Genomic DNA, 12,362 nt, shown 5'->3' with positions numbered 1-12,362 from the left:
TGATATATAAAAAAGAAAAACAAAGCGTATGTCGACATCAACTTTATCAAGCAAAAAAAAAATCAAAGGTCTTAACATTGCATTATGGGCAGTGCAAGTAATTCTTGCTGCCGCCTTTGGAATGGCCGGAATCATGAAATCAACTTCACCGATACCAGACCTTGCAGCGCAATTAGTTTGGCCGGGAGACATCCCAGTTTTATTCGTGAGAATTATCGGCGTTTCAGAATTCTTAGCTGCGATCGGGTTATTACTTCCATCAATACTACGCATTCGGCCTTCCCTTACAGTTGGGGCCGCTCTTGGTTTGATAGTAATGATGATTCTTGCTCTTCTTTTTCACATTTCACGAGGAGAAATGCAAGCGCTACCAATCAATTTGATCTTTGGATTATTGGCAGGCTTTGTAGCGTGGGGAAGATCTAAAAAAATCATAATCCTTCCTAAGCACTTATAATCAAACTATATCTATGATGGTGTGCGCATGACGCTCTTCAATCTCAGACTGCCCTATCAAAAACAAATTAGTCCTAAAACAATATACTTCAAATTATGAGAAAAGGCGTTTTACTATTGAGTTTCCTGTTCACCACTGCAAACCTGTTTGCACAGACTACTTCTGAAATCGACAAAGTATTAGGTGTATGGCTTAATGAAGATAAGGATGCAAAAATGGAAATTTTCAAGTCAGGCAATAAATATTTTGGCAGACTACTTTGGGGCAGCGAGATCTACGAAAAAGATGGTAAGACTCCCCTGAAGGACACTAAAAATCCTGATCCGAAATTGCGAACCAGAACAAGGTTAAATATGGTGTTTATGTCAGACCTTTCTTATGATGACGGAGAATATACGGGGGGAAAATTGTACGATGCACGAAGTGGGAAAACTTACGGTGCAAAATTGACATTGAAGAAGCTGAATAACCTTGAAATGCGAGGATACTTTGGACTTTCCTTGTTTGGACAAACAGTAAAATGGACACGAGTATCAGAATAGAAAATTTATTCCACTGGTGCAAGATACGCTTGTCGTTGTGCGACTGAACTATCTCTCTCTCTATATATATATGCTTGTTTTTATAGTAAGCATGTTAGAGATACAGAGGTTATAATATTTGATAAAATATTATAGCCTCTGTATAATAAAGTAGTAAGAGGAAAAGAACTGCATTAAGTTTTAGATCACCGTAATTTTTAAAATAAATGAATATCACAGTATTTGGCGGAACTGGAGCAACAGGGCTTCTGGTGATAGAGAAAGCATTACAAAGTGGCCATACTATAACCGCGTATGCAAGAACACCAACCAAGATCCCAATTCAACACAAAAATCTTCGCATTCTAAAAGGTGAATTGGTCGAATTCAATAAAATTGAAGAAGCGATGAAAGGTGCTGATGTAGTGATAAGCATCTTGGGGCCGACACAGCATACGAAAGGACTTGTGATTGCTGAGGGAATTAAAAACATTGTGGAGGTCATGAAAAAGGCGGAAGTTAAAAGATTGATAGCGATTGCAACACCAAGCTTTCGGGACAGTAACGATAAATTTCAGTTCGGTTTTTCGCTTAGCGCTTTTATGGTAAAAAACCTGCTTCGGGATAGTTATGATAATATTGTTTTAGCAGGAAAATACATTGCTGAAAGCAATCTTGATTGGACTATAGTTCGAATACCAATGCTGAGCAACAAAACAGCAACTGGAAATGTCAATGTCGGATATCTGGGAGATGGAACGATAAATCTGTTCTCACTTTCACGAGCTGATTTAGCAGACTTCCTATTGCAACAAATCAACAACCGAAAGTATATACATAAAGCCCCTGCGATTAGTAACTGATAAATGTGATCGGGTTGTGTGCCTATATATAGGTACTTTGGAAGTCTCAATAAGGAAGACCTATATTATGGTATTACTTCTTTAAGTATCACGATACTAATTACTCTAGGTGATACTTAAATATAGTTACTTAGTGGTCATAATGATATATATAGTTGAATAATGTTTAAATATACTTGGACGAGCAAGCGGAATCTTGCGGAATTGAATCAAAGGGCTGACAAGGCAGAAGCGGAACTGCGCGCAGCTTTAGAGCAGGTTAATGGTATTAAATCAGGTGACCTTCAAAGCCATAACTATATTGCAGATACCGAGCTTCTCAAGTCTCTGGACGCAATGCGTCAACAGATGCTCAGGCTACGGGTGGAGGAACAACAGCGAACATGGACGAACGAGGGAATCGCGAAGTTCGCGTATCTGATTCGCATTCATCAACACGACAATACGCTGTTCTATGACAGGCTTATCAGTAATCTGGTCAATTACCTACAGGCTAATCAGGGGCAGATTTACGTGAGGCGTAAAGAAGAGTCAACGTACCTCGAACTAGCCGGATGTTACGCCTTTGGCAAGAAGAAATTTATGACAAATAAATTAGAATGTGGTGAGGGACTTGTAGGCCAATGCTTTCTGGAGAAAGAAATTATCATGATGACACAAGTGCCGGAGAATTACGTTCGGATTACTTCTGGCCTAGGAGAAGCTTTGCCGCGATGCATTATTCTTTTCCCGCTCTTATCCGAGAATATACCTGTAGGTGTAATCGAGCTAGCCTCCTTCCGGAAATTTGAAGAGTTCGAAATCCAATTTGTGAGAAAGGTAGCTGAGGGTATTGCATCGGCCGCGGTCAGCATCGGAAATTCTGAAAAAACGAATCAGTTGCTGCGGGAAAGTCAACTTCAGGCAGAGCAGCTGAGAGCGCAAGAAGAGGAGATGCGCCAGAATATGGAAGAGCTCTCTGCAACGCAGGAAGAGATGAAGAGAGTTCAAATGGAGATGCTCGCACAGACAAACATCATTAATAATATAGCCATTGTTTCAAGAACTGATCGGCAAGGGAACATTACCTATATGAATGACGAATTCTGTAAATGGGCAAAATACTCACGCGAGGAATTAATTGGCAAAAATCATCGGATACTCAAATCTGGTCATCAGCGGGACGAGATTTTTAAGGATATGTGGCAAACAATTAACGGAGGAAGCATCTGGCGCGGTGAAATTAAAAACCGGGCGAAAGATGGAACTTTCTATTGGGTCGATGCAATCGTAGCTCCGGTCCTCGGAGATGATGGAATGCCAAAAGAATATCTCGCGCAGCTCTTTGTTATCAACGACAAAAAGGAGCGAGAAGAGCAAATGATACGAAATCAAAAGAAGCTTGAGGAAAGTGAAGAGGCAATAACAACGATTTTAAATAGTAGTCCTTTTGGCATTATTCGGATGAGTCCGGATGGTGTATTTGTTTTTCTGAATAAACAGATGGAGCAGTTATTGGACATTCAATCGGGCAATTCGATTAATTATCAATCGGTATTTAAGGTTTTGCATCTGGATAAGATTAAGCAAGGCGGAAAGAAAAGGACAAAAATATTTCCTACTAATGGAAACCCATTTATGGGCGAAGTGATCGTCATCGGCTTGAAGGGCGATTTTTTGTTGTTCGTGCGTAATGTGACGAGTGAGATTCAGCAGGAGCTGGAACTGGTGAAAAGCCTCGAGCAGGCGGAAATGCTAAAAAATGCGTGGTTGCAAAAGGAAGATGAATACAAAAAGCAACTTGGTCTAGTCTAAACTTTAATCAATTATAACAATGGCACAAGTCAAGGGTAAATTCATAACACTTACAGGAATGCTCGCATTTAACTCAAAGGGATCAATAGAGAAGATTGATGACTATTTAGTAAAGGAAACAGGGTTGACTCATTGGGAACTTGACCCGGAAGAATTTTATGATACCACAACATGGCAGGAGGTACTGACCATCTATTCACAAGACTTTCCAGATCCAAAACAAGCAATATTAGATTTGGGTAAAAGAATCTATCCTACTCTTAAGCGCACTGTGGGGCTTCCCAGCCATCTAAAAACTCCCAAAGACTTCATCCTCTTTGAGGCCGAAGGATTCAAGTTGAATCACAGCTCCGATGTGGAGCCAAGAAAAGTACTTGAAGCTACCGAGACCTCGGTTACGATGTATGTCCCCGCACTCGGTTACGATGAAGCGTTATACATCGGTGTTTGGCTGGGTATACTTGAAATAATTTCTATTCAGACCGGAAAAGTTGAAAATGTTGGAAAAAGCACTTATAAAATAAGTTGGTAGACGTAGAACCCCAGCCTCTAAGTAATTATTTAAGAGGCTGTCTCAAAGAGGCAGCCTCTTGTTCTGTTCGCCCATTTTTCTTACGGTTATAGTATATATAGGGTAATCTCTTCTCTGCAAATCGGCAAAACCGGTCTTGCCATTTTTCAACAGGAAAATAAGAATATGCATCGTCCATTTTCCCGATAGTAATTCCAAAGCGCTCCTAATGGTAGATATATGGATCATCAACGTTTTGAGAAACAGTATTTCATTTATTCCATTGTATTATAATGATCATTGGTATAAAGGCGTTCAGGGGAGTTGACAAGATAATTCAATAGCTAAAGCTCCTGCGAAATAACAGGACAAAAGAATAATCCAATCTCCATTTTTTTTGGAATAGCAAACAGGATGGCGAAAGCAATCAAAGCAAGTCCTAACCCATAGTATATATGACAGGTAAGCCCACATTTTTAAGTACCTCGGTGATTGCCGGATTTCCTGTTATTTCATTGAACCGCTTAGGAGGGGCATTCCAATCGTATTGTGCAAATTATAGTAATTATTTTTGAACTTCATATATTTTTTGAATTGTCTTAAAATAAAAGTCAAGGCTATAGTATATTCGATTATAATATGTTACTTGTCACCTAAAGGTTAGTGACTAGCATTTTGGAAGTATATATATATATATGAAAAGTAAAAACAGGAAAACAACAGTTAATAAAGAATTTACTGACGAGTGCACAAAGATTCTCTCGGCGGTAAGCGATGCTTTATATGCAATTGGCGGCAAATGGAAACTCATGATCATCATCGCGATGGCAAGGGGAAATAATAGATTTACTGAACTTCAAAGACAGGTTAAGGGAATTTCCGCAAGGGTGCTTTCCAATGAATTGAAAGAGCTGGAATTGAATGGCTTTATTGTCAAAAAAGTATCGGTTGGATATCCCGTTACAATTGAGTATGAACTATTACCATATAGTCATACTCTAGAAGAGGTTGTAAAAGCAATGACTAAATGGGGAATCCAGCATCGACAAAAGATCAAGACGGATCTTGCTTCCGCAAGTCATTATGGTAGTAAGAATCTTAAAAAGATATAAAATGCCGCCTCGAATTAAGATGCGGCATTTTAAAGGGTTGATCTAATCAATTATTTATTGGTCTGGCATCTATAATTAGAAAGTAGCCAAAACGCTGTTTTATTAACCACTTCCCATTTTGATAGATGTACTTGTCATCATATTTTACACTATAATCTGTAATGATGTTTTTGCCGCCCGATTCTCTTATCATTTTTAGTTGCGAAAAGGAAACACCTAACGCAGTATCACCATCTATGCTAACAGTATGTTGCCCGTTCATTGTAAAATAAGTCTTCACCTCAGAAGCATGTTTATTAAATTCTTTTTCCAAGCTTTTGGTACCGGAAACATCTGCTGCTAAAAGGTCGCCTATATATACTTTATATATAGCATCTGGTGTAAATAGCTTCATTTGCTCTGCGATATTTTTCGCATCGCCTAAATAGGCATAAGCGTCTATTAAGTTTCTCAATTCTTCTTTAGTGTTCAAAATATCAAGTGTCATAATCTATTGTTAAATGTTTTTTTAATTCTTTGTTGTTGGATATCCAATAGCAAAGTTACAGACACTTTAGTTACATTTTATTAGTAATATTCAAAAGGTTATTCACTAACCTTTTATTACCGATATCATTTTGTTTAGCCTGAATCTATAATTAATTCAGTTGTAATATAAAAGGGTCACGTTAAATGCCAACTGGTGATTACCTATCCGGAACAATTATCTTTATCGTTGCATACTTCGAATACTTTATTTGCTAGTGAATATTGACCTGCCCTTTACCCAAATCGATTTATAGTATACCCGGACTGAGTGGTTCGAACAAGCTTGATTAATCAAGCTAAGAAACCTTGAAATAATGAGAATTTCGAGGTCGTAATGAACCGAACAGGATTTCTTCGAAACCCCTCGGTAAGAAGCCAATGGTTAAATGCAGATTATAGACCTATTGATGGTTATGATTTGATATGGTATATTTGAATCTACTTCTTTGAAATGTTGTCCGGTATGCAAGCGCAGAAAGCGCTATAACCTTCGAAAAGGCATCACATAGTATCTTACGAAATCCTGTCTTGTTACTGATCCTATCTAAAAAGCGGCTTTTTAGCTTCAAATTCCACTATTTTGGCTAGTTTAACGGAACGTGAATCGTTATCCGTTTCTGTATTCACTATTAACTGGTAACTATTAACCGATAACAATCAACGCCTAATGCAATGCAGCCATACCCTCCATCAACCAAGCTATACCCACATGCACAATAATCCCGCCCCATATACTCTTTGTCTCATAGGCTATAACACCTAATATATACCCACCGAAAATGGAACTGATGGCTTCGCCTGCGGGTTTGCCAAAATGTAAAAAGCAATATACAGCAGCCATCGCCAATATAGCGTTTCTGCCGGTATGAGATAGCAAGGCGATGACAAGAAATCCACGGAATACAAATTCCACCGAAACAAAGTCAACGGCATAGGCAAGTTCGTACGAGCACACCGTGATCCATTCCGATATACCCAGGTAGTCTGCAGCCCCGGCCCCGCGGTACATCGGGTATTGTTTCAGGAACGAAGGAAGAAAAGATGCTGCGATGATCAGCGGCAGCATAATGCCCAGCATAGTAAAATAGGGGCGGGTATCAAAGTGCTGCGGTCTTAGTCCATAGATGTGTTTCTCCCGCCGGTCGTATAGAAAATAGTATAGCAACAAGGGTATAATGATGGTGAAGACGCTGATGAGGTTAACGGTTACTTTATATATCCATATATATAGTTCAGGAGCAAACATCTGTGTGATGAGCGGCTTCAGAAAGGGGGCGCTCTTGTCGAGGGCCAGCACAAATAGTACCAGTATGCTTTTGATGTGAAATTTTTTACTGATCCAGAACGACTTTTCTTTTTTGAATATCGAAACAGAGATCAGCACTGTATAGTATGCGAGCGCAAAGAACGCGAAGTATGCGATCAGCTTGTTAATACCCGTAATGTTATCAAGTATACTATCTTCAAAGTCGAATGTATAGTTTGCGAAAAGACAAACAGAAAGAAAGATGGCAACGAACAGGTAATGCTTCCACTCAAAATCATGTTGAACATGATTCGTGAGGTACCTCCATATTTTCTTCATCTACCAGTTCTTTAGATGCTGGTATACTTTGTGAATGGGGAGTCCCATCACGTTAAAGTACGAGCCGGTTATTTTGTCGATGGCTACCATACCAATCCAGTCCTGTGCACCGTATGCACCGGCTTTGTCGTATGGTTTATAGGTATCAACGTAAAATTCAATTTCAGCAGGCGTGAGTTTTACAAAGGTAACTTCGGTGGTATCATCGAAAGTCTCTTCGCGTTCTTTGGAGAGAATGCATACACCGGTCATTACTTTATGTGTTTGTCCGGAAAGATCAGATAACATCTTTATTGCTTCCGCACGATCCTGCGGTTTGTTCATGATCGTGTTGTTCAGTATTACCACTGTATCGGCAGTAACGATAATTTCATCGTGCATCTTCAGGCGAAAGTATTCTGCTTTTTTAGCTGCGAGGTAGCGTGCTACCTGCTCGGCCGGTAACGTAGCGGGGAAGTCTTCTTCCACATCAGGCTTTTCAATCGTAAAGGTAAAGCCCGCTTCTTTCATCAGGTATTGTCTGCGGGGTGAGCTCGATGCCAGGATGATGGAACGTTGTGTAGCCATAACTAAAAGGGAGAATATACCGGTGTTGAAAATTCGTTTTCCTTAATCGTACTGAATAAAAATCCACCAATTACTTTTGGGTAAAAGTATGTGGATTTTTGCGGCATGGTATAGCCACTCGCGCAAACCTTCTTGATATCTTCGATGGATACTTCGTTGGTGATGATGGCCAGCTGCGCTTTACCTTGTATCACTTTATTGAGACAATCCGAGAAGCTTCTGTCGAATGTTATGTTTTCAGATGCCCGTTGGTCTTTGCCCGGTATACCCAATGCTTTTTCAATCACGAAGTAATGCATCACCGTAAGGTCGAGTGCTTTTACGACATCCGGAAAATGCCATTTGATTTTTGGTAATGATTCAGGTTTCAGCCTGATTTTGTAGGCGTTCTCCCGGAAGATCAATCCGAAGGCCCATGGTTTACCAACGATGACCTCGTTAATTGTATCCGCATCGTCAATCGGTTTGATGATGAAGTCTTCTTCGAGTTTTTTAAGTATCGTTTCTTCATCGAAGTTTGCTATACCCTGGATCAACCGGTGTGTTGGTAAAATCTTGAGATCGTCTGCTTCGGTATTGGTGAGATACATCAGGTGATAGTTGTATCCTTCTTTACCCGTATGCAGCGGATTTTGCTCCTGTTGTTTGTGTTTATAGTATAGCGAGCCTTCATAGCGATGATGACCATCTGCCAGAATGATTGTCTTGGGTTCGATAAAATCCAGGAACTGTTGTATAACACCCTTATCGTGTATCGCTGCCAGTACATCGCGCACACCCTGGTAATCTTCTGTTTCGTATAGCGGACTCTGAATAGCTTCATCCATATACTTCTCCAGTGTAAACGAGCCGTCTGTATAAAGCCCATGTGTTGCGCTGGCGTGGAGCTCTATTTTTTCGAGTAGTTCGATACGATCGTTAACGGATTTAGGAATGGTATTCTCATGGCGCAGTATAACGCCTTCGTTCCAGTCGTAGGTGCGTATGTGACAGATAAATCCTTTACGACAAAACTCTTTCGCTATACCCTGTACTTTAAAGTATTGATAGTATACATAGATGGCCGGTAATTTGTCTTGCAGTATAACACCCTTCTGTTTCCATTCTTCCAGCAGCAGACCCGCGCGGTCGGCTGCATACGGTGGCTTTGGTACGGACAGATGTATGCTGTTATAGGGATTTTGATAGAGCGCAGCTCGCTGCTTTTCAGTTACTACGTCAAAAAGCGGAGAAGCAAGTTCATCGATACGTTGTGACAATTCGTGGTTGTAGCGCCAGGGACGAATCGGTATAATTTCTGCCATTCGTTATATATAGTGTCTTGTTTATATGTTGATATATACTGGTGTTCTGTCTTTCTGATTAAAGACGATTTTTCTTCCACTTGCTTACCGGTGTAGCGATCGTGGTTTCTTCAGTTGCTTTACCATTGCCATTCAGCAGGGTAGTGGCGAGCAGTGATGCAATGAGTTCTTCATCCTCGTTTGCTTCCGGAAGAAGCGATGCTGGTGTAAAGTAATTTTCAACAAAGCGTGTATCAAAATTACCGGAGCGGAACGCTTCATGCTGCATTACAAATTTGCAGAAGCCAAGCGTTGTCTCAAGTCCGGTGATTTCGTAGTCATCTATAGCACGAATTGTTTTTTCAATTGCACCGGCACGGTCTTCCGCGTGGCAGATCAGTTTGGCAATCATCGGGTCATAGTAGAATGGTATACTCATGCCTTGTTCAAAACCATCATCCACGCGTATACCATGTCCCTGCGGACGGTTATAGGTTTGCAGTGTACCGATGTCGGGTAAGAAATTGTTCGAAGGGTCTTCCGCATATACCCGTACTTCAACGGCATGTCCGTTTATTTTTAGTTCGTCCTGTTTGAAAGGTATAGGATTACCTTCTGCTATTTTGATTTGCAGTTTAACAAGATCGAGTCCGGTAATTTCTTCTGTTACCGGGTGCTCCACTTGTAAACGCGTATTCATTTCAAGGAAGTAGAAATTCAGTTTGTCATCGAGAATGAATTCTACAGTACCCGCACCATAATAACCGCATGACTTTGCTACGTTGATTGCAGCTTCGCCCATCGCTTTCCGTTTTTCAGGTGTAAGGATAGAGGAGGGGGCTTCTTCTACAACTTTCTGGTGTCTTCGCTGAATAGAACATTCGCGCTCGAAGAGGTGTACTACATTTCCATGCGTGTCACCAAAAATCTGAAATTCGATGTGACGTGGTTTGGTAATATACTTCTCTATAAATACAGAGCCATCGCCAAACGCAGATGTAGCTTCACTGATCGCGCGCTCCATCTGTTCTTCAAAACTTTTTTCGTCTTCAACAATGCGCATACCTTTTCCGCCACCACCGGCACTCGCTTTGATCAGCACCGGGTAGCCAATCTCAGAAGCAATCTTCTTTGCATTGTTAACATCCGTAATTGGTTCACTTGTACCCGGCACCAACGGCACATTGAATTTTGCTACTGCAGCTTTCGCAGCAAGTTTACTTCCCATCAGCTCAATGGCTTTTGCTGACGGTCCTATAAAGATGAGGCCTTCATCTTCCACCAGCTTGGCAAAGTCTTCGTTCTCGGAAAGAAAACCGTAACCGGGATGTATAGCATCCGCTCCTGTTTTACGTGCAGCATCAATGATTTTCTCCATGCGCAGATACGATTCGGCAGAAGGAGGTGGTCCTATAAAAACAGCTTCATCAGCGAAGCGCACGTGCAGTGCGTGGCGATCGGCTTCACTATATACAGCGACAGTTTTTATTCCGAGTTCGCGTGCAGAACGCATTACGCGTAAGGCAATTTCACCACGGTTAGCAACAAGTATTTTCTGAATGGATGGCATACGTTAAAATATAGGATTGAGACTTAGAAGCGTGAACGCGTTTGAGAAAAAGCACTGTAAAAACGTAAGTAGTTGTTATGACAGATGTTAGGGCTGCAACTTCTTTCGGTGCTGTATTTATGGCGAATAGCTTCCATTTGTAAGAATTTAAACAAATCTAAGGCTTTTAAACCAACTTATAAGGGCATTCCTGTAAGTGATGAAGGAAGCATATTTATGAATTTTCCTTATTTTTGCCGGCAATTAACAGATCGAGAAATGGTAGATTTATTTGACAAGCTAAGAATGGAGGCCGGTCCGCTGGCCAAGTACTCTCATCTTCCGGATGATTATTTCTTTTTCCCTAAGCTGGAAGGAGAGATCGGTCCACGCATGAAATTCAATGGTAAGAACGTCCTGAACTGGAGTTTGAATAACTACCTGGGATTAGCGAACCATCCAGAAGTGCGCAAGGCTGATGCAGATGCAGCTGCTCAATACGGTTTAGGTTTACCGATGGGTGCGCGTATGATGTCGGGTAACTCTGTTCACCACCTGGAGTTCGAGCGTCAGCTCGCGGAGTTTATTATGAAAGAAGATGTTATGCTTCTGAACTTCGGCTATCAGGGTGTGGTGTCTATTATCGATGCATTGGTAGATCGTAAAGATGTTATTGTATATGATGCTGAGTCGCATGCATGTATCATCGATGGTGTTCGCCTGCACATGGGTAAACGCTTTGTATATACACACAACGACATGGAAAGCCTGGAAAAACAACTTCAGCGCGCAACAAAACTGGCTGACGAAACCGGAGGTGGTATACTTGTTATCACAGAAGGTGTATTCGGTATGTCAGGTAAACAAGGCGATCTGAAAGGCGTTGTTGAACTGAAGAAGAAATATAATTTCCGTTTGTTTGTTGATGATGCTCACGGCTTTGGTACCATGGGTAAAACCGGTGCCGGTACAGGTGAGGAGCAAGGCATACAAGATGGTATCGATCTGTACTTCTCTACATTTGCCAAGTCGATGGCAAGCATCGGTGCATTTGTAGGTGGCGACAAGAAGATCGTTAAGTATCTGCGTTACAGCGTACGCTCTCAAATATATGCGAAGAGCTTACCGATGCCGTTGGTTATCGGTGGTATCAAACGTCTCGAGTTGTTACGCACAAAACCTGAACTGAAAGACAACCTCTGGAAAATTGTTCATGCTATGCAGAGCGGTTTGAAAGAGCGTGGCTTTAATATAGGAACAACAACTTCACCGGTAACACCTGTATTGTTTAAAGGGGGTGTTGGTGAGGCGGCCAACATGGCGATGGACCTTCGCGAGAACTTTGGTATTTTCTGTTCGGTGGTGATCTATCCGGTTGTGCCTAAGGATGTTATCATGTTCAGAATCATACCAACAGCAGCGCATACATTGGCCGATGTTGAGGAGACTTTGGCTGCATTTTCGCAGCTTAAAACGAAGCTCGACAGTGGATTTTACAAGCAGGAAGTTTTAGTGTCAGTAACCAAATAATCAAAAAAACCGCTTTTTGAGTTGTTTTTTAAGGTTTTTACTTAAATTGGCAGTAAGAAACT

General features: G+C 41.1%; 12 protein-coding genes. 7 read left to right on the top strand and 5 right to left on the bottom strand.

Annotated features, from left to right (window positions below; all coding sequences use genetic code 11):
• Nucleotides 1-28 precede the first annotated feature (28 nt).
• The 6 genes from ACFQ21_RS02165 to ACFQ21_RS02140 all read left to right on the top strand — a co-directional run bounded on the left by ACFQ21_RS02165 (nt 29) and on the right by ACFQ21_RS02140 (nt 5,258).
• Entirely contained in the window at nt 29-457 is a 429-nt protein-coding gene (locus tag ACFQ21_RS02165) for a DoxX family protein (protein WP_377574181.1), read from the top strand.
• Nucleotides 458-552: 95 nt separating this feature from the next.
• Entirely contained in the window at nt 553-999 is a 447-nt protein-coding gene (locus ACFQ21_RS02160; protein WP_377574178.1) for a DUF2147 domain-containing protein, read from the top strand.
• A 206-nt stretch (nt 1,000-1,205) separates the two neighbouring features.
• Nucleotides 1,206-1,841, top strand: a complete 636-nt coding sequence (locus ACFQ21_RS02155) for an NAD(P)-dependent oxidoreductase (protein WP_377574175.1) — start codon at nt 1,206-1,208, stop codon at nt 1,839-1,841.
• Between the two features lie 162 nt (nt 1,842-2,003).
• Nucleotides 2,004-3,635: a PAS domain S-box protein gene (locus tag ACFQ21_RS02150; protein WP_377574172.1), complete on the top strand. Its 1,632-nt coding sequence runs from the start codon at nt 2,004-2,006 to the stop codon at nt 3,633-3,635.
• A 19-nt stretch (nt 3,636-3,654) separates the two neighbouring features.
• Complete coding sequence (locus ACFQ21_RS02145; protein WP_377574169.1) at nt 3,655-4,167, top strand: hypothetical protein; 513 nt, start codon at nt 3,655-3,657, stop codon at nt 4,165-4,167.
• 674 nt (nt 4,168-4,841) lie between these two features.
• Nucleotides 4,842-5,258, top strand: a complete 417-nt coding sequence (locus tag ACFQ21_RS02140) for a winged helix-turn-helix transcriptional regulator (protein WP_377574166.1) — start codon at nt 4,842-4,844, stop codon at nt 5,256-5,258.
• Nucleotides 5,259-5,304: 46 nt separating this feature from the next.
• Here the strand turns inward: ACFQ21_RS02140 and ACFQ21_RS02135 are convergent, their stop codons facing one another.
• The 5 genes from ACFQ21_RS02135 to accC form a co-directional block, all read right to left on the bottom strand.
• Entirely contained in the window at nt 5,305-5,745 is a 441-nt protein-coding gene (locus ACFQ21_RS02135) for a nuclear transport factor 2 family protein (protein WP_377574163.1), read from the bottom strand.
• 705 nt (nt 5,746-6,450) lie between these two features.
• Entirely contained in the window at nt 6,451-7,371 is a 921-nt protein-coding gene (locus ACFQ21_RS02130) for a CPBP family intramembrane glutamic endopeptidase (protein WP_377574160.1), read from the bottom strand.
• On the bottom strand, nt 7,372-7,938 hold the full coding sequence (locus ACFQ21_RS02125) for a Maf family nucleotide pyrophosphatase (protein WP_377574157.1): 567 nt from the start codon (nt 7,936-7,938) through the stop codon (nt 7,372-7,374).
• Between the two features lie 2 nt (nt 7,939-7,940).
• The gene (locus ACFQ21_RS02120) at nt 7,941-9,242 is read right to left on the bottom strand and encodes a DUF1015 domain-containing protein (RefSeq protein ID WP_377574154.1); all 1,302 of its coding nucleotides are present in this window, start codon (nt 9,240-9,242) and stop codon (nt 7,941-7,943) included.
• A gap of 58 nt (nt 9,243-9,300) precedes the next feature.
• A complete protein-coding gene (gene accC / locus ACFQ21_RS02115; RefSeq protein WP_377574151.1) occupies nt 9,301-10,791 on the bottom strand; it encodes an acetyl-CoA carboxylase biotin carboxylase subunit in 1,491 nt (496 codons plus the stop codon).
• A gap of 258 nt (nt 10,792-11,049) precedes the next feature.
• Here accC and ACFQ21_RS02110 point away from each other — a divergent pair, with 258 nt between their 5' ends.
• A complete protein-coding gene (locus ACFQ21_RS02110) occupies nt 11,050-12,300 on the top strand; it encodes an aminotransferase class I/II-fold pyridoxal phosphate-dependent enzyme (RefSeq protein WP_377574148.1) in 1,251 nt (416 codons plus the stop codon).
• Nucleotides 12,301-12,362 lie beyond the last annotated feature (62 nt).

Source organism: Ohtaekwangia kribbensis (genome assembly GCF_042676245.1).
Lineage (GTDB): Bacteria > Bacteroidota > Bacteroidia > Cytophagales > Cyclobacteriaceae > Ohtaekwangia > Ohtaekwangia kribbensis.
The sequence above is the reverse complement of the archived record's forward strand: the minus strand, read 5'-3'. Positions and strand labels throughout refer to the sequence as shown.

Excerpts from the sequence above, each read along its gene's own strand:
- ACFQ21_RS02155 (WP_377574175.1), top strand. The coding sequence starts at position 1,206 with ATGAATATCACAGTATTTGGCGGAACTGGAGCAACAGGGCTTCTGGTG.
- ACFQ21_RS02140 (WP_377574166.1), top strand. The coding sequence starts at position 4,842 with ATGAAAAGTAAAAACAGGAAAACAACAGTTAATAAAGAATTTACTGAC.
- ACFQ21_RS02165 (WP_377574181.1), top strand. The coding sequence starts at position 29 with ATGTCGACATCAACTTTATCAAGCAAAAAAAAAATCAAAGGTCTTAAC.
- ACFQ21_RS02110 (WP_377574148.1), top strand. The coding sequence starts at position 11,050 with ATGGTAGATTTATTTGACAAGCTAAGAATGGAGGCCGGTCCGCTGGCC.
- ACFQ21_RS02145 (WP_377574169.1), top strand. The coding sequence starts at position 3,655 with ATGGCACAAGTCAAGGGTAAATTCATAACACTTACAGGAATGCTCGCA.
- accC (WP_377574151.1), bottom strand. The coding sequence starts at position 10,791 with ATGCCATCCATTCAGAAAATACTTGTTGCTAACCGTGGTGAAATTGCC.
- ACFQ21_RS02125 (WP_377574157.1), bottom strand. The coding sequence starts at position 7,938 with ATGGCTACACAACGTTCCATCATCCTGGCATCGAGCTCACCCCGCAGA.
- ACFQ21_RS02130 (WP_377574160.1), bottom strand. The coding sequence starts at position 7,371 with ATGAAGAAAATATGGAGGTACCTCACGAATCATGTTCAACATGATTTT.
- ACFQ21_RS02120 (WP_377574154.1), bottom strand. The coding sequence starts at position 9,242 with ATGGCAGAAATTATACCGATTCGTCCCTGGCGCTACAACCACGAATTG.
- ACFQ21_RS02150 (WP_377574172.1), top strand. The coding sequence starts at position 2,004 with ATGTTTAAATATACTTGGACGAGCAAGCGGAATCTTGCGGAATTGAAT.
- ACFQ21_RS02135 (WP_377574163.1), bottom strand. The coding sequence starts at position 5,745 with ATGACACTTGATATTTTGAACACTAAAGAAGAATTGAGAAACTTAATA.
- ACFQ21_RS02160 (WP_377574178.1), top strand. The coding sequence starts at position 553 with ATGAGAAAAGGCGTTTTACTATTGAGTTTCCTGTTCACCACTGCAAAC.